The following is a 16,342-nucleotide window of genomic DNA, read 5'->3' on the forward strand; positions in this document are numbered from 1 at the left end:
CTGCCAATATCGAGCCTGCAGCTAAAAACGAATCTGCGGTTGCTGCACCTGCAAAGGAGGGGAACTGAGAATGGAACTGTTTAAGATTTTTCTTGCTGCGGTATTTGTTAAGAATATCGTCTTTATCCGCTTCCTTGCGTTGTGTTCGTTTATCGGTATGACTTCCGATGTTAAGAAATCCACCGGTATGGGATGGGCGGTTCTCTTTGTTACGGTTATCGCAACAGCGGCAACCTATCCTCTCTATAAATTGGTTCTTGCTCCTTATGATCTCGGTTTCTTGCAGACATTGCTCTTTATCTTGGTTATTGCGAGCTTGGTTCAATTGGTAGAGTTCTACTTAAAGAAGTCCGCACCTGCGTTATATTCGGCGATGGGTGTGTATTTGCCGCTGATCACCACGAACTGCGCTATTTTAGCGGTTACGCTCGATGTTATCGCTGCCGACTATACCTTTATCCAATCGATGGTGTATTCAATCGGCGTTGCGCTCAGCTATCTGTTGGCAATGGTATTGTTTGCCGGTTTACGTGAACGCATCGATATTGCCCCGATACCTAAGTACCTCAAGGGTACTCCCATCCTGTTTATCGCTGCAGCGCTGTTGTCGTTGGCATTCGGCGGTTTTGCCGGCATGATTTAAAGGAGTGGAAAGAGTATGCAAATAATCATTTTAACGCTTATTGTTTCGCTGGTATTGTCCGTAGCAATAGGCTTTTTACTAGGATTTTTTAAAAAGCTGTTTTATGTTGCCCCTGATGAAACGGTGGCAAAAATCCGTGAAGTGCTTCCGGGCGCTAACTGCGGCGCCTGCGGTTTCCCGGGCTGCGACGGTTTTGCGGCTGCGGTTGCAAGCGGTAATGCACCGGTAAACGGCTGTTCCGTCGGTGCGGGTCCCGTTGCGGCAAAGGTTGGCGCTATTATGGGTGTTTCCGCATCGGCCGATGCAAAGGTTGCGGTGCTGCTGTGCCAAGGTTCGCACGACGTGTGCAAAGAAAAGGCCGATTATGTCGGTGTTAAGACGTGCCGCGCCGCAAAGATTTCGGTAAACGGATTGCGGGAATGCGATTGGGGCTGTATCGGACTTGGCGACTGCGAAATGGCGTGTCCTTTCGATGCCATTCACGTTGAAGCGGATGGTATTCCGCACGTCGATTATGAAAAATGTACCGGCTGTGCAGTCTGTGTCGCGGCCTGTCCTCAGCACATATTGACGACCGTATCTACTTCCCGGAAAGGTTCCATTGCGCTTTGTTCATGCAGAAACCCGAGAAAAGCCGTTATTATGAAAAACTGTAAACGCGGCTGTATCAAGTGTATGAAGTGCGAAAAGAACTGTCCGACAGGTGCGATAAAGGTTATCAACGGAATCCCCGAAGTTAATTACGACCTGTGCGATTCCTGCGGTATCTGTATCAAAGGCTGCCCGACAAAGGTTCTTGCCTTAGTGGAAGATAAAGTTGCAGTGCAGTCGCCGTGCAGCGCGTGCGAAGCGTGTTAATTTGTGCGCAATATATTAAATTACGGCTTACCGACATGTTTAGCGAATGCTCGGTAATATCGAGCAGGATTAGCAAATATGCCGGATAAGAAAATGCGGAGCGGGGTTGTCTGTATTATCGGACGCCCCTCCGCCGGAAAGTCAACATTTCTAAATAGTGTTTGCGGCGAAACGGTATCGATTGTTTCCGCGCTGCCGCAGACCACGCGCAGTTCCGTCCGCGGTATCCTTACCGCGGAGCAGGGGCAGATTATCTTTATCGATACCCCCGGCTACCATATCAGTGAAAAAAAAATAAACCGTCGTATGCAGCTTATTGCGGAAAACCGTCTGCAAGAGGCGGAGGCGATTTTGTATTTTATCGATGCGGCGCGTCCCTTCGGTGAAGAAGAATTGGCGATCTGTGCATTGCTGAAAAATAAACAAGACCGCTTGATCGCGGGTATTAATAAAACCGACAGTCCCGCCGCGCGTCCGGGGCAAACTCGCCTGAATGTGATGCAGGCCTTACCCGATTTACCACAAGAACGGATTTTCGAGCTGTCCGCGCAGGAAAAAACGGGACTAGAGCCCGTGCTTGCTGCGTTGTTTTCTCTTCTGCCGGAAGGCGAACTTTTGTATCCCGAAGACTTTTATACCGACCAGCCGGTAGATTTCCGTATTGCCGAAATTATCCGCGGGCAGGCAATCAGCCGCCTCTACGAAGAAATCCCCCATGCGCTGTATGTTGATATTCAGGATATGGAGATGAAAAAAAACGGCAAGGAGCTTTTTGTCCGTGCTTTTCTGTGCGTAGAGCGGGAAAGCCAAAAGGCTATGGTTATCGGTAAAGGCGCAGCGATGATTAAAGCAATCAGGGTAGAATCCCAAAAAGAATTACGCAAAATTTTCCCGTACCGAGTACAGCTTGATTTACAGGTGCGCGTTGATAAAAATTGGCGCCAAAAAGACAGGGTGCTGCAGTCTGTCTTTCTCGACTAGGGAAAGCATGACAAACGCATTAGGTGCTCTTTCCGTAAGCTTTTTGAAAATAGACGATGCAGATACGAGGCGCGAGCACAAATTAATCGCAGGCGTATCTTTGATACGTTGAGAATTAATTTGTGCGCAGCAACGAAGTAGATGCACCGTATATTTTCAAAAAGGACTTCGCAGCTTTTTTAGTATCAGCACCAGCAACAGCATAAAAACCGAAATAAGCGCGGTAAAACCGCCGGGGGCGACGTTTAAATAGTACGAACAGACAAGACCGAGCATAATGTCCGCGATACCGAAACAGATTGAAAAAAACACCGTCCGCTTAAAGCCTACGTGTAGCTGGAGCGCTGCTGCAACCGGCAGGGCAATCATCGAGCTGAGTACGAGAATGCCCACTATCTTGATGGAAACGGCAATTGTTGCCGCTACTAAAATCGAAAAAATATAATTGATTGTCTTTACACGGATGCCGATGACATACGCGATGTCTTCATCAAGCGTTATATACAGCAGCTTATGATACAGCACAGCCAATACGGCAACGGCAAAAAAGCTCAATACAATCACGGTGATAACATCGGAGGTTGAAACCGTTAAGATACTTCCGAACAAATAGGCTTCGGCATTGGTGCGTATCAACCCCGAACTCATCAAAGTTATGGCAATACCGACACTGAGCGAAAGGACGATGGAAAGGATGAGATCGCTGTATTCTTTAAAATAGTTTCGCAGCGCTTCGATGAGTGCACCTGCCGCAGAGGTAAAGGTAAAGGCTCCGATGATGGGATTGACACCGGTAACCAGTCCGAGCGTAATTCCCGTTAGAGAAGCATGTGCAAGGGTGTCTCCGATAAGTGAGTACCGCCGTAAAACAAGGAAAATACCGATTAACGGGCAGAGAATGCCGATAAAGAACGACACAATAAAGGCGTTCTGCATAAAAGCATATTTCAACATAGCGGCTATACTATCAGATTTTATGGATAAGGGCTATCAGGGGGATTAAGGAGCCGGATACACAACCGAAGCTGCGTATTCTCAGCTCCTTAACGGTTCATTTTTAACTATTATAGTCCGGTATGGCGGAGTGTTCCCCGTTTTTCGAGTTCTTCCAGCGTAAGCTGCGGATAGCGTACTTTTGCAAGGAAGATCATTGCAGCGATGATGTACGGCTTAAAGCTTGCCTGCTTGTAGAGCGGCACGCGGTAGCGGTCGAATACTGAACCGGCAACTTCACCTTCTTTGCAGCTGACGCCGGTAATATCTGCCGGTAAGCAGTGCAGATAGAGTGCTTTACCGTCTTTGGTCAGCTTCATCATATCTTCGGTGCATTCCCAATCCTTGTGGTGGCCGTTCTGAGCGAGCAGCTCTTTTTCGAGCGCTTTGATACCGTCAAAGTCGCCTGCACCGTAGAGGTTCGTCCGTTTTTCCATTGCGGTAAAGGGCGCCCAGCTCTTGGGATACACGATGTCTGCATCCTTAAAGGCTTCCTTCATGCTGTTGGTCTTGGTAAAGGAACCGCCCGATGCCTTTGCCTGTTTTCTCGCGACTTCTTCAACCTCAGGCATTACTTCATATCCTTCCGGATGTGCAAGTACAACGTCCATGCCCAAGCGGGAGAACAGACCGATTGCGCCCTGCGGAACGGAAAGCGGCTTACCGTAAGAGGGTGAATATGCCCATGTCATCGCGATTTTCTTACCCTTGAGGTTTTCCAACCCGCCGAACTCGTGGATGATATGGAGAGTATCCGCCATAATCTGAGTGGGGTGATCGATATCGCACTGCAAGTTAACGAGGGTCGGGCGCTGTTCGAGTACGCCGTCCTTATTGCCTTCGGCAACCGCATCCATAAAGGTGTGCATGTAGGTATTACCCTTACCGATGTACATATCGTCGCGGATACCGATAACGTCTGCCATGAACGAAACCATATTAGCGGTTTCGCGGACGGTTTCTCCGTGGGCAATTTGAGACTTGCCTTCGTCCAAATCCTGTACTTCCAAACCGAGAAGGTTACAGGCTGATGCAAAGCTGAACCGTGTGCGGGTTGAGTTGTCGCGGAACAGCGAAATGCCGAGACCGCTTTCAAAAATCTTTGTAGAAATGTTGGATTCCCGCAAGGTGCGCAGCGCATCGGCTACCGTCCATGTTGCAAGAATTTCATCGAAGGTCTTTTCCCATGTAAGGAAAAAGTCATTGTTGTACATCTTCTTAAAGCTCAAGCTATTGAGCTTTGTAATGTACGGATCCATAATCAAGGCCATAATTACTCCTCTATGATATGGGTATCCCTAAAACTCGAAGTTCCAGAGACTCCTTTTATAACTTTTCAACGTATATGGACGGCAGTGCGGCATATACGGCTGCGCAGGTTACCAAGTCCTGTTTCCACGTAATTTCGTTCGGGGCATGAGCCTGTGCTTCCGCGCCCGGGCCGAAACCGATGCAGGGAACTTTATTCCGTCCCATGATGGAAACGCCGTTTGTAGAGAATGTCCACTTGTCAACGAGCGGGCGTGCTTCGCGCATAGCAATCTGATCTTTCGGGCCGATACGCTTATCGCCGTATAAATTGTTATACGATTCGATCATCGAACGCGCAACAACATGTTCTTTCGGCAATACCCACGTGGGGAAGAAGCATTCGATCGGGTATTGTTCTCCCGTCCATGACGGCCGGTCGTAGTTGTACATCGAGACTGTTACATCTTTTCCGTATTTTTTGACGGCGGGAAGCTGGCGGATTTCTTCCAAGCATGATTCCCATGTTTCTCCGGCCGTCATACGGCGGTCGAGCGAAACGGAGCAGGAGTCCGCAACGGCGCAGCGGCTCGGGCTGGTATAGAAAATTTCGGAAACGGTAACGGTTCCGCGGCCGAGGAAGTTTGCTTCTTCCCATTCCTTGTTGTATTTTTTATCGAGCATTTTGACGAGACCTTTGATTTTGGTGCCGTCTGCAGCGTCGTTTTCGTTTAACTGGCGAACTTCCTGCAGGATGTCGGCCATCTTGTAGATGGCGTTATCGCCGCGCTCCGGTGCGGAACCGTGGCAAGAAACGCCTTTAACATCCACACGGATTTCCATGCGTCCGCGGTGCCCGCGATAAATACCGCCGTCGGTCGGTTCGGTTGAAACGACAAAGTCGGGTTTGCAGAGTTTTTCGTACCCGGGGACTTTGATGTCTTTTTTCAGGATATACTCCCAACACATACCGTCGCAGTCTTCTTCCTGTACGGAGCCGACTACCATAGCGGTGTATTTATCGTTGAGGAGACCTAAGTCCTTCATAATCTTACAAGCATACATTGAAGAAACAACACCGCCCGTCTGATCGGAAACTCCGCGTCCGCCGATGAATATATCGTCTTCAAAACCCTCGTAGGGGTCAAACTTCCAGTTGTCGCGGTTACCGATACCGACCGTGTCGATATGACCGTCAAAACAAACGATGTGCGGGCCGGTGCCCATCCATCCCATTACGTTACCGAGCGGATCGATCCATGTTTTGTTAAATCCGAGCTCATCCATTTTCTTTTGGATGCGCTTTGCTTTTTCCCCTTCCTGACTGCTTTCGCTCGGAAGGCGGATGATTTCGCGCAGAAAGGCGGTCATATCGGCCTTATATCCTTCTGCTGCAGTTTTAATTTTGTTAAAATCCAAACTCATGCTTCCTCCTCTATCGTTTTTTCAAGCGTATCGCTTGATACGATACTGATATGAAACCCGGCTCCCGCAACAATGTATCTATAGAAGGAACCTTAGGTTAATTTAATTATAGAAGCGAAAAATTCTTCTGTCAAGCACAATCTTCTAAAAATTTTTTAGTCATACTAATTTTTTTTTAGCTTTGTGAAGAAGTCAGCTGTTAGGACGTTTTTGGCAATCTTAGGGAGGGTTAAACGCGCAGAAGGGTAGTATCTCTTGTGCCGGCAATAGCCGATAGTCAATGGTTTGAGTGTCACAGGAGTAAGATATATAATGACAACTCATTTTGATTATGATATTCTAAGAACAATATTTAAAATGTAATATACTATAATTAAGAAAACCAAAGGATCGGTTATAAATGACAAACACAGGTATAAGTCAACGGGCTGCCTTGCAAGCTCAGATTTGGAGCATCGCCAATGAGGTACGCGGCGCTGTGGACGGATGGGATTTTAAGCAATTCGTCTTAGGAACACTCTTTTATCGCTTTATCAGCGAAAATTTTACCGCCTTTATTGAAAACGGTGATGAAAATGTCCACTATGCCGAGCTATCTGACGATGTAATTACGCCTGAAATAAAAGACGATGCCATCAAAACAAAGGGATATTTTATCTATCCCAGTCAACTTTTTGTCAACATCGCCAAGACTGCCGCTACCAATGAGCAGTTAAACACGGATTTAGCGGATATTTTTGAGGCGATAGAGCGGTCAGCTCAAGGGTATGCCTCCGAGCATACTATTAAGGGACTGTTTACCGACTTCGATACGAAAAGCCGTCGCTTAGGCAGCACCGTGGGAGAAAAATGTAGGCGTTTAGCATCTGTTATTAAAGGAGTGGAACGCCTGAACTTCGGGAGTTTTGAGCATAATGAAATTGATCTTTTCGGCGATGCCTACGAATTTCTCATTTCCAACTATGCTGCCAATGCCGGTAAATCCGGCGGAGAGTTTTTTACTCCTCAAAATGTTTCAAAATTGATTGCGCAATTAGCACTGTTGGGACAAACATCCGTCAATAAAATTTACGATCCGGCGTGCGGTTCAGGCTCTCTCCTGCTGCAAGCTAAAAAGCAATTTGATGCTCATTTAATAGAAGATGGCTTTTTCGGGCAGGAAATCAATCATACGACGTACAACCTTGCGCGTATGAACATGTTTTTGCACAATATCAATTACGATAAGTTTAATATATCGCTGGGAGACACGCTCATCAATCCGATGTACGGAAATGAAAAGCCTTTCGATGCAATCGTTTCCAATCCGCCTTACTCGGTAAATTGGGTAGGCAGTGATGATCCTACGCTTATCAATGATGACCGTTTTGCTCCTGCCGGCGTGTTGGCTCCCAAGTCAAAAGCCGACTTTGCATTTGTATTACATTCTCTCAGCTATCTTTCAGCTAAGGGACGCGCGGCTATCGTATGCTTTCCCGGCATTTTCTACCGCGGTGGAGCTGAGCAGAAAATACGGCAGTATCTCGTAGATCATAACTTTGTAGAAACAGTGATAGCGCTGCCACCTAATCTGTTTTACGGTACGGGTATCCCCGTCAACATCCTCGTACTTTCCAAGCACAAGCCGGATACAAAGACACAGTTCATAGATGCGAGCGGAGAGGCATTCTTTAAAAAAGAAACGAATAACAATGTGATCACTGATGAGCATATTGCAAAGATTGTCAGCCTCTTTGAGAAAAAAGAGGATGTCTCCTATACCGCCGTATCGGTTGAAAACAACACAATAGCGGAAAACGATTACAACCTTTCCGTCAGTTCATACTTGGAAGCAGAGGATAAACGCGAGGTTATTGATATTGTCAAACTCAATGCCGAAGTAGCAGAAACAGTCAAACGAATAGACACACTGCGGGCAGATATAGACAAAATAATAGCGGAGTTGGAAAGGTAGGTGAATATGGAAGGACAAAAAGGAGAAATCATACTTTATCAGCGTGAAGATGGTGCTGTACAAATAGATGTAAGAGTGGAAGATGAGACGGTGTGGCTAACACAAGAACAGATGGCTGCATTGTTTGGAAAGGGACGCAGTACTATAACAGAGCATATTTCTCATATTTTTGAAGAAGGCGAGTTGGATGAAAATGTGGTCTGTCGGAATTTCCGACAAACCACTCAACATGGAGCCATAGAAGAACGGGAGATGCGAATGGCGGATTTTGTAAGAGAACTGGACAACATACTGAGAACTACAGGGCGCAATGTGCTGGACAATGCAGGACAAATTTCACACGAACAAGCAAAGAAAAAAGCAATCGCAGAATATAAAAAATACAAAGCCAAGACTTTGAGCAATGTGGAAAAAGATTATTTAAACTCCATCACTATGTTGGAGCAAACAGCAAAAAAGGCAAATAGGAAGAAACAATGACGCACGAACCGAAATTATTCCCATATATAACCCGCCTCCTGCAAGGAGCTTCCGTGGAATGGAAACCGCTGGGGGAAGTTACCGAATATGAGCAGCCTACCGCGTATTTGGTAAAATCAACAAATTACAAGGATGCATATCCTACCCCTGTACTGACTGCAGGAAAGACATTTATTCTTGGGTATACCGATGAAACAGATGGTATCTATCAGGCTTCCTTGCATCCCGTTATTATTTTTGATGACTTTACCACTGCACATAAGTGGGTAGATTTTGATTTTAAGGCAAAATCATCGGCGATGAAAATGATCATATCAAAAGATGAATCACAAGTGTTATTACGGTATATTTATCATTGGTTGAATACCTTACCAAGCGAACTTGCAGAAGGAGATCACAAACGGCAATGGATAAGTAATTTCTCCAATAAAAAGATACCTCTCCCCCCGCTCCCTGTTCAGGAAGAAATTGTTCGTATTTTGGACAAGTTTACTACGCTGGAGGCGGAGCTGGAGGCGGAGCTGGAGGCGGAGCTGGAGGCGCGTAAAAAACAGTATGAGTATTACCGGGAGCAATTACTGTCATTTCCAAAACATGAGGTAACGGCATAATTATGGGAAAATCATTAGATAAAATAGCCGAAGAGTTAAAAAAGGGTAGCAAAAAAGTGCAGCTAATCTATGCCTTTAACGGTGTAGGTAAAACCCGATTGTCTCGTGTTTTCAAAGAGATGATTGCACCCAAACAAGAAGATGATGCAGTAGCAGTAGCAGTAGCAGAAGAAGAAGAAGAAACGAAGGCAACAAAGGTTATTTACTACAATGCTTTTACCGAAGATTTATTTTATTGGGATAATGATTTGGACGAAGATGTAAATAGAAAGTTGACGATACGACCTAATGATTTTACACATTGGATTCTTGAAGAAGAAGGACAGGGCAATAATATCATAGATCTTTTTCAGCATTATACAAGCGATAAATTAACCCCACGCTTTAGTGAGGATTATAGCGAGATAAGTTTTTCTATTGAGAGAGGGAATGAACAACGTATTGAAAACATAAAAATTTCGAGAGGTGAGGAAAGTTGCTTTATTTGGTGTGTATTTTACAGCCTGCTAAAAGAGGTTGTAGAAGTTCTGAGCATACCAGAACCCGAAAATCGCTCTACAAGTCAGTTTAATAGCTTAGAGTATATATTTATTGACGACCCGGTAAGTTCTTTGGATGAGAACCACTTAATAGAATTGGCAGCAAATATAGCTGAACTGATTAAAAACAGCACATCAGGATTAAAGTTTATTATAACAACCCATAATCCATTATTCTATAATGTGATTTATAATGAGCTTAACTTGAAAGAGGGCTATATGCTGGAAAGAAACGAAGACGGGACATTTGAACTTAAAGAGAAGAAGGGTGATTCCAATCAGAGCTTTTCCTATCATCTCTTTTTGAAGCAGACACTGGAAGAAGCTATAGAAGCAGGCAACATTCAAAAATATCACTTTACACTCCTTCGTAATCTCTATGAGAAAACTGCAAATTTCTTGGGCTATCCCCAATGGTCCGCCCTGTTACCGGATGATAAGCAGACCTATTATAATCGAATCATACAATTCAGCAGTCACTCTACATTATCGAATGAAGCTGTGGCAGAACCGACACCTGCCGAAAAACAGACTGTGAAATTCTTATTATCCCATCTTATTAAAAATAGATATTGGGAAAAGGAGATACCGCAATGACACAATACGGCACAATAGCAGAATTACCGAACTTTATCGTCCTTGATACATATACCAAAGATTCAATGGTGAGCGAACCCTCTGTAGGCTATCAGCCGGAAGCTGCTTTGGAACGGGAGCTGATCCAAGATTTACGCAACCAAGGCTACGAGTATCTTCCCAATATTACTACTCCCGATGCACTTCTTGCTCATACAAGGAAGCAGTTACAAGAGTTCAATAATACCGTTTTTGCCGATGCCGAATGGCAGCGGTTTCTGGATGAATATTTAGATAAACTGAGTGATACGATCATAGATAAAACACGGAAGATACACGATAATTATATCTATGACTTTGTGTTTGACGATGGGCATATCCAAAACATTTATCTGGTCGACAAACAGAATATCGCCCGCAATAAAGTGCAGGTGATCAATCAGTTTGAACAAACGGGTACACAAGCAAATCGATATGATGTAACTATTTTAGTGAATGGGCTGCCGCTAGTACAGATAGAACTGAAAAAACGGGGAGTTGCAATCCGCGAGGCATTTAATCAGGTGCACCGTTACAGTAAGGAAAGTTTTAATAGCGAAAGTTCCTTATATAAATACCTGCAAATGTTTATTATTTCCAACGGAACAGATACCCGCTATTTTGCCAATACGGTAAAGAGAGATAAAAACAGTTTTGATTTTACGATGAATTGGGCAAAATCTGACAATACGCTGATTAAAGACCTTAAAGATTTTACAGCGACCTTCTTTCAGAAAAATACACTGCTGCAAGTATTGCTCACCTATTCCGTGTTTGATACCAGCAATACCTTGCTCATTATGCGCCCGTATCAAATTGCTGCAACGGAACGTATCTTATGGAAAATAAAAAGTTCGTTTCAAGCAAAGAAATGGAGTACACCGGATGGCGGCGGCTATATTTGGCATACGACAGGTTCCGGTAAAACGCTTACGAGCTTTAAGACAGCCCGCCTTGCTACACAGCTTGAGTTTATCGATAAAGTATTTTTCGTTGTTGACCGGAAAGACTTGGACTATCAAACAATGAAGGAGTACCAGCGCTTTTCGCCGGATAGCGTAAACGGTTCGGAAAGCACCGCCGGGTTAAAACGGAATATTGAAAAAGACGATAATAAAATTATTGTAACGACTATCCAAAAACTGAACAATCTGATGAAAAGCGAAGGTGATTTACCCATTTACCAACAACAGGTTGTCTTTATCTTTGACGAATGCCACCGCTCTCAATTTGGTGAAGCGCAGGGTAACTTACAGGAAAAATTTAAGAAATATTATCAATTCGGATTTACCGGAACGCCCATTTTTTCGGAGAATGCATTAGATGAATCAAAGACTACGGAAAAGGTATTCGGTTGCCAGCTTCATGCGTATACCATCACCGATGCCATCCGAGATGAAAAAGTATTAAAATTCAAGGTTGACTATAACGATGTACGCCCCACGTTCAAAGCCTTGGAAACAGAGCAGGACGAAGCAAAAATCAGTGCTGCAGAAGAAAAGAAACTCTTGCTCCATCCCGACCGGATAAAAGAAATTGCTCAATATATCTTACGGAATTTTAGTATAAAGACTCATCGAATGCAGGGAAGCAGGATGGGCTTTAATGCCATGTTTGCAGTCAGCAGTGTTGAAGCTGCCAAACGCTATTATGAACAACTGAATCTCCTCCAGCAAGAAAGTGAAAAGCCGTTAAAAATAGCAACCATATTTTCTTATGCAGCGAACGAAGAACAGAATGCCGTTGGGGATATTCTTGAAGAAACGTTTGAAGTGTCTGCAATGGACTCCAGCGCCAAGGAGTTTTTGGCAAAAGCCATTCGCGACTATAATGAAATGTTTCAGACCAATTTCGGTGTAGACAGTAAGGAGTTTCAAAACTACTACCGCGATTTAGCAAAAAGAGTGAAGAGCAAAGAGATCGACCTTTTGATTGTGGTTGGAATGTTCCTTACCGGTTTTGATGCGCAAACGCTGAACACACTTTTTGTAGACAAGAACTTACGCTATCATGGTTTGATACAGGCATTCTCCCGTACCAATCGTATCTATGACGCAACCAAAACATTCGGCAATATCGTTACGTTTAGAGATTTGGAGCAAGCTACAATAAAGGCAATTACTCGCTTTGCTACTAAGGAGAATACGACGAATGTGGTGCTTGAAAAAAGTTACAAAGAATATATCGAAGGCTTCACCGATAGTGTAACCGGTGAAGTACGAAGGGGCTACGCTGCGGTTGTTCAGGAATTGAAAACACACTTTCCTCACCCTGATGCAATAACCACCGAAGCCGCCAAAAAAGCCTTTGTAAAGCTCTTCGGCGAATATCTGCGTATCGAAAATATCTTGCGCAATTATGATGAATTTACGCAGCTGAAAGCCCTGCAGTCCATTGATACAAAAGATAGCGCCGCTGTCAGTGCATTTAAAGACCGGTACTTTCTAACCGATGAAGCGTTTGCAGAAATACAAAAAATAGAAGTGCTGCCGGAACGGACTGTACAAGATTATTGCTCAACATATAATGACATCAGGGTCTGGTTCAGTTGCGCACGGACGGGCGCTGCCCCCGAAAATACAAAAATCGATTGGGATGATGTGGTTTTTGAAGTTGATTTGCTGAAATCGCAAGAGATTGACCTTGACTATATTCTAGCTCTTATTTTTGAACATAATAAGAAAACAAACGATAAAACAAAATTAGTAGATGATGTCCGCCGAATAATCAGATCCAGCATTGGAAACAGAGCCAAAGAAAGTTTAATTGTCGATTTTATCAACGAAACGGATTTTGAGCCGATTGAAGATAGGGCGGAAGTTATTCAGGCTTTCTTTATGTATGCTCAACAAAAGCAAAGGGAAGAAGCTGCTGCACTGATTGCCGCAGAAAAACTGAATGAAGAAGCTGCAAAACGGTACATACAAACTTCATTAAAACGCGAATATGCCAGCGAAAACGGCACGGATCTTAATACAGTATTACCTAAACTCAGCCCGCTCAATCCTGAGTATTTAACAAAAAAGCAAAAGGTCTTTCAAAAAATGGTTGCTTTTGTTGAAAAATTCAAAGGAGTTGGCGGAACAATTTGATGACGTGTTTGGAAAAGCAGAAACGGGTTATATAAATCGATATGCAGCAAGGAGGGAACTATGGGCGCTGACGGGATCGAACCGCCGACATTTTGGGTGTAAACCAAACGCTCGTACCAGCTGAGCTAAGCGCCCTAATAACAGAAGAGACTATATATAAACCTGATAAAAATGTCAACCCCTGGTACGATAGCGACATCGAAACTGTTACCACGAGCCGGAAGAACCGCCGCCGCCAAAGCGTCCACCGCCTCCGCTAAAACCGCCGCCAAAGCCCCCGCTGCCGAACCCTCCGCCGCGTCCCGAATAACCGCCTCTTCGTCCTGCCGAAAGGAATAGCAACGGCCAGAATAAACCGCCGGGCATAAAACGGGAACCGAGCAGAAAGATAATAATCAGGAAAATGACGAGCGGCAGCGGAATAGAATCGTCATCCTGCCGGTCGGCTTCTTTTACAGCCTCGCTTATGAGGCTTTCGTCTTGAAGTGCAAGCCCAGCAAGGTTTTTTACCCCTAAAAGAACACCTTTTCCGTATTCCTGTTGTTTAAAGTAAGGTGCGATGATTGAACGGATAATCCTGCTGCTTTGTGCATCGGTGATGCGATCTTCGAGGCCGTAGCCCACTTCGATACGCAGCTTGCGGTCTTGAGCGGCAATTATTAAGATAACGCCGCTGTCCTTGCCTTTTTGTCCGATCTGCCATTTTTCCGCAACGCGGATGGAATAATCTTCAAGACTTTCGCCTTCCAACGAAGGAATGGTCAGCACCGCTATCTGTAAATCGCTTTGGCGGTCAAGACTATATAAATACGCATTTAATTCCTGCGTTTCGCTTGCTGTAAATATATGTGCATAATCGTTGACCGGACCGTTCAGGGGCGGAACGTCAAGCGCAAACAGAAAGGCGCTTTGCACACAAAGATAGGCAATAATGATAAACCGGAAAGGATGTTTTGAAAATTTCATAGCGTCCCCTTTAGTTTTATGATGCGGTGGAGAAAAGGCGTGTAAGACATCGTTTGATCATAGAGAATGGGAAGCCTTTCCGTTGAAGTGCGCTATAGAGTTTTTGGTCGGTATAGCCTTTACGGATAAGACTGCGCGCTGCTCCTTCGCATACTTCTGCTTCGTCAATCTCTGCAAAAAAATCATTGAGCGCTTGCTTTGCCGTGTCTGCAGCGATTCCGCGTTTACGCAGTTCCGAAAAGAGACGCGCATGCCCCTCTTTTTTTGAAAGGCTCCTCGTATGTAAATATGCACCGGCAAAGCGGGAATCGTCAAGCGTACCTTCGTCACGTAAATAATCCAATGCAGGCTGATATTCGTTTTTTATATAGCCTTTTTTTTGCAATTTGACTGTTAGTTGATAAGAAGAATGTTCGGCACGATTAAGATAGGCGGCAGCTTGTTTTTCAGCTAAGAAACGCCGGCCTGCTTGATAGAGATGTTCTGTTTGGGATTCTGTAAGGGTGAGCGGAAGGTTATCTATCGCAAGCGGTTCATCAAAGTAACAAAACCGGCTTACGATAGAAACATCCCCGGAGAGTACCAGTTTGACAGTATCCGAGGATGTATACTCCACCGCAATAAGGGTAGGATTAACGCTTGCTGAACTGGAAGCGTCGGCGAGCACCGCGTTGGCCATACTTTTTGCGTTCAACCATTCTGGAATCGCGAGTTAATAAGCCATTCGCTTTAAGTGAGCTGTGGTTAGAGGCATCTACCTGTGCAAGCGCACGGGCAATACCGTGTGAACAAGCGCCTGCCTGTCCGTTTAGACCGCCGCCGTATACGGTAATGATGATATCATAGCGGGTATCGCTGCCGGTAACAAACAAAGGCCGTTTTGCCATTTGAACCTGCTCGGGAGTGGCAAAGTAGTCGTCCATATTCTTATTGTTGACGGTTACCGAACCTTTCCCTTCGCGGATATAAACCCGTGCTACCGAGGTCTTTCTTCGTCCTGTTCCTATTCCGATATTTTTCACAACCATTTCTCCTAAAATTATAACGCTACCGCAACAGGATTTTGTGCCGCATGCGGATGTTCGCTACCTGCATAAATTTTCACATTTTTAAGCAGTTTACGCCCGAGCGGGCCTTTGGGCAGCATACCTTTTACCGCAATATACAGCGGTTCGGTCGGCTTTTTCCCGATAAGGGTATTAAAATTGACGGACTTAAGTCCTCCGGGAAAACCTGTGTGATGGTGATACATCTTATCCTTGTCTTTATTCCCCGTAACGGCAACCTTATCGGCGTTAATAACGATAATATAATCGCCCGATTCCTGATGGGGTGCATAGAGAGCCTTGTGCTTTCCTCGAGCCATTGCAGCAACTTTTGCAGCAACCCGTCCGAGCGGCTTTCCTGCAGCGTCGATAACATACCAGCTCCGCGGTATTTCACGCTCTTTATAAAAAATTGTCTTCATCTTTTGTGTACCTTATATATTTTTATTGCAGATAATGTGGGTAAAACACTATATCAAAAAAGCGGCTATGCAGTCAACCCGCAGAACTTTATTCGTTTTTATTTTCTCCAACTTTCATCGCTGCTTCTTCTTTTCTCGCATCCTGCTTGTCTTTGATATCCGCAATACCGATGAACACAGCAATTAATCCGACAAAGGCTGTGAAAATCGGTAAGCCGCCGCGCAAAAAGAGTAGAATATCTTTTCCCCAGCCGAGTCCGAAACCGGCAGTCTCCGGCGGAAGCGCTGCAAAGACTGTAAAGAGAATCATTGCTGCCCCAATAATAAGCGCAATCATACCAACCTCCTATTAAAGAATGACCCGTACACGATTCGAACGTGCGACCTGTTGCTTAGGAGGCAACCGCTCTATCCACCTGAGCTAACGGATCAAAAGATTATGCTGCCTATATCGGCATATCAGCTATGC

General features: G+C 44.9%; 16 protein-coding genes and 2 tRNA genes. 8 read left to right on the forward strand and 10 right to left on the reverse strand.

The annotated features are described in order from the left end of the window. The first annotated feature begins 70 nt into the window (after nt 1-70). From QI63_RS06455 to era, 3 genes are all read left to right on the forward strand, one after another. Entirely contained in the window at nt 71-643 is a 573-nt protein-coding gene (locus QI63_RS06455) for an electron transport complex protein RnfA (RefSeq protein WP_044014884.1), read from the forward strand. A gap of 15 nt (nt 644-658) precedes the next feature. Next, entirely contained in the window at nt 659-1,501 is an 843-nt protein-coding gene (locus tag QI63_RS06460; RefSeq protein ID WP_044014886.1) for an RnfABCDGE type electron transport complex subunit B, read from the forward strand. A 93-nt stretch (nt 1,502-1,594) separates the two neighbouring features. Beyond that, the gene (gene era, locus QI63_RS06465; protein ID WP_044017139.1) at nt 1,595-2,482 is read left to right on the forward strand and encodes a GTPase Era; all 888 of its coding nucleotides are present in this window, start codon (nt 1,595-1,597) and stop codon (nt 2,480-2,482) included. 156 nt (nt 2,483-2,638) lie between these two features. Here the strand turns inward: era and QI63_RS06470 are convergent, their stop codons facing one another. The 3 genes from QI63_RS06470 to QI63_RS06480 form a co-directional block, all read right to left on the reverse strand. Then, on the reverse strand, nt 2,639-3,436 hold the full coding sequence (locus QI63_RS06470) for a metal ABC transporter permease (protein ID WP_044014888.1): 798 nt from the start codon (nt 3,434-3,436) through the stop codon (nt 2,639-2,641). A gap of 110 nt (nt 3,437-3,546) precedes the next feature. Next, the gene (gene ygeW, locus QI63_RS06475; RefSeq protein WP_044014890.1) at nt 3,547-4,746 is read right to left on the reverse strand and encodes a knotted carbamoyltransferase YgeW; all 1,200 of its coding nucleotides are present in this window, start codon (nt 4,744-4,746) and stop codon (nt 3,547-3,549) included. Nucleotides 4,747-4,801: 55 nt separating this feature from the next. After that, nucleotides 4,802-6,148 carry a YgeY family selenium metabolism-linked hydrolase gene (locus tag QI63_RS06480; RefSeq protein ID WP_044014892.1) on the reverse strand — a complete coding sequence of 449 codons (1,347 nt, stop codon included), beginning with the start codon at nt 6,146-6,148 and terminating at the stop codon, nt 4,802-4,804. Between the two features lie 400 nt (nt 6,149-6,548). Here QI63_RS06480 and QI63_RS06485 point away from each other — a divergent pair, with 400 nt between their 5' ends. The 5 genes from QI63_RS06485 to QI63_RS06505 are packed head-to-tail and all read left to right on the forward strand — an operon-like array spanning nt 6,549 to nt 13,439. Then, nucleotides 6,549-8,102: a type I restriction-modification system subunit M gene (locus QI63_RS06485; RefSeq protein ID WP_044014894.1), complete on the forward strand. Its 1,554-nt coding sequence runs from the start codon at nt 6,549-6,551 to the stop codon at nt 8,100-8,102. Nucleotides 8,103-8,108: 6 nt separating this feature from the next. Continuing rightward, on the forward strand, nt 8,109-8,582 hold the full coding sequence (rhuM, locus tag QI63_RS06490) for a RhuM family protein (RefSeq protein ID WP_044014896.1): 474 nt from the start codon (nt 8,109-8,111) through the stop codon (nt 8,580-8,582). Beyond that, nucleotides 8,579-9,193, forward strand: a complete 615-nt coding sequence (locus QI63_RS06495) for a restriction endonuclease subunit S (RefSeq protein WP_044014898.1) — start codon at nt 8,579-8,581, stop codon at nt 9,191-9,193. Before rhuM ends, QI63_RS06495 begins: the two co-directional genes overlap by 4 nt. A 2-nt stretch (nt 9,194-9,195) precedes the next feature. Next, nucleotides 9,196-10,329: an AAA family ATPase gene (locus tag QI63_RS06500; protein WP_044014900.1), complete on the forward strand. Its 1,134-nt coding sequence runs from the start codon at nt 9,196-9,198 to the stop codon at nt 10,327-10,329. After that, a complete protein-coding gene (locus tag QI63_RS06505) occupies nt 10,326-13,439 on the forward strand; it encodes a type I restriction endonuclease subunit R, EcoR124 family (protein ID WP_044014902.1) in 3,114 nt (1,037 codons plus the stop codon). The genes QI63_RS06500 and QI63_RS06505 overlap by 4 nt, the downstream gene beginning before the upstream one ends. 61 nt (nt 13,440-13,500) lie before the next feature. On the opposite strand, the gene QI63_RS06510 is transcribed toward QI63_RS06505, so the two are convergent. From QI63_RS06510 to QI63_RS06540, 7 genes are all read right to left on the reverse strand, one after another. Further along, nucleotides 13,501-13,574 (reverse strand) — tRNA-Val (locus QI63_RS06510). Between the two features lie 72 nt (nt 13,575-13,646). After that, nucleotides 13,647-14,405 carry a TPM domain-containing protein gene (locus tag QI63_RS06515; RefSeq protein WP_044014904.1) on the reverse strand — a complete coding sequence of 253 codons (759 nt, stop codon included), beginning with the start codon at nt 14,403-14,405 and terminating at the stop codon, nt 13,647-13,649. A gap of 16 nt (nt 14,406-14,421) precedes the next feature. Next, the gene (locus QI63_RS06520; RefSeq protein ID WP_044014906.1) at nt 14,422-15,084 is read right to left on the reverse strand and encodes a regulatory protein RecX; all 663 of its coding nucleotides are present in this window, start codon (nt 15,082-15,084) and stop codon (nt 14,422-14,424) included. Next, nucleotides 15,038-15,427: a 30S ribosomal protein S9 gene (gene rpsI / locus QI63_RS06525; protein ID WP_044017141.1), complete on the reverse strand. Its 390-nt coding sequence runs from the start codon at nt 15,425-15,427 to the stop codon at nt 15,038-15,040. Before rpsI ends, QI63_RS06520 begins: the two co-directional genes overlap by 47 nt. A 17-nt stretch (nt 15,428-15,444) precedes the next feature. Further along, on the reverse strand, nt 15,445-15,873 hold the full coding sequence (gene rplM, locus QI63_RS06530; RefSeq protein WP_044014908.1) for a 50S ribosomal protein L13: 429 nt from the start codon (nt 15,871-15,873) through the stop codon (nt 15,445-15,447). Nucleotides 15,874-15,961: 88 nt separating this feature from the next. Continuing rightward, nucleotides 15,962-16,210 (reverse strand): hypothetical protein, encoded by a 249-nt coding sequence (locus QI63_RS06535; protein ID WP_044014910.1) that lies wholly within the window; start codon nt 16,208-16,210, stop codon nt 15,962-15,964. 20 nt (nt 16,211-16,230) lie between these two features. Continuing rightward, nucleotides 16,231-16,304: transfer RNA gene (locus tag QI63_RS06540), tRNA-Arg, on the reverse strand. Nucleotides 16,305-16,342 lie beyond the last annotated feature (38 nt).

It is taken from the genome of Treponema sp. OMZ 838 (assembly GCF_000775995.1).
Taxonomy (GTDB): domain Bacteria; phylum Spirochaetota; class Spirochaetia; order Treponematales; family Treponemataceae; genus Treponema.

Excerpts from the sequence above, each read along its gene's own strand:
- QI63_RS06455 (WP_044014884.1), top strand. The coding sequence starts at position 71 with ATGGAACTGTTTAAGATTTTTCTTGCTGCGGTATTTGTTAAGAATATC.
- QI63_RS06460 (WP_044014886.1), top strand. The coding sequence starts at position 659 with ATGCAAATAATCATTTTAACGCTTATTGTTTCGCTGGTATTGTCCGTA.
- era (WP_044017139.1), top strand. The coding sequence starts at position 1,595 with ATGCGGAGCGGGGTTGTCTGTATTATCGGACGCCCCTCCGCCGGAAAG.
- QI63_RS06470 (WP_044014888.1), bottom strand. The coding sequence starts at position 3,436 with ATGTTGAAATATGCTTTTATGCAGAACGCCTTTATTGTGTCGTTCTTT.
- ygeW (WP_044014890.1), bottom strand. The coding sequence starts at position 4,746 with ATGGCCTTGATTATGGATCCGTACATTACAAAGCTCAATAGCTTGAGC.
- QI63_RS06480 (WP_044014892.1), bottom strand. The coding sequence starts at position 6,148 with ATGAGTTTGGATTTTAACAAAATTAAAACTGCAGCAGAAGGATATAAG.
- QI63_RS06485 (WP_044014894.1), top strand. The coding sequence starts at position 6,549 with ATGACAAACACAGGTATAAGTCAACGGGCTGCCTTGCAAGCTCAGATT.
- rhuM (WP_044014896.1), top strand. The coding sequence starts at position 8,109 with ATGGAAGGACAAAAAGGAGAAATCATACTTTATCAGCGTGAAGATGGT.
- QI63_RS06495 (WP_044014898.1), top strand. The coding sequence starts at position 8,579 with ATGACGCACGAACCGAAATTATTCCCATATATAACCCGCCTCCTGCAA.
- QI63_RS06500 (WP_044014900.1), top strand. The coding sequence starts at position 9,196 with ATGGGAAAATCATTAGATAAAATAGCCGAAGAGTTAAAAAAGGGTAGC.
- QI63_RS06505 (WP_044014902.1), top strand. The coding sequence starts at position 10,326 with ATGACACAATACGGCACAATAGCAGAATTACCGAACTTTATCGTCCTT.
- QI63_RS06515 (WP_044014904.1), bottom strand. The coding sequence starts at position 14,405 with ATGAAATTTTCAAAACATCCTTTCCGGTTTATCATTATTGCCTATCTT.
- QI63_RS06520 (WP_044014906.1), bottom strand. The coding sequence starts at position 15,084 with ATGGCCAACGCGGTGCTCGCCGACGCTTCCAGTTCAGCAAGCGTTAAT.
- rplM (WP_044014908.1), bottom strand. The coding sequence starts at position 15,873 with ATGAAGACAATTTTTTATAAAGAGCGTGAAATACCGCGGAGCTGGTAT.
- QI63_RS06535 (WP_044014910.1), bottom strand. The coding sequence starts at position 16,210 with ATGATTGCGCTTATTATTGGGGCAGCAATGATTCTCTTTACAGTCTTT.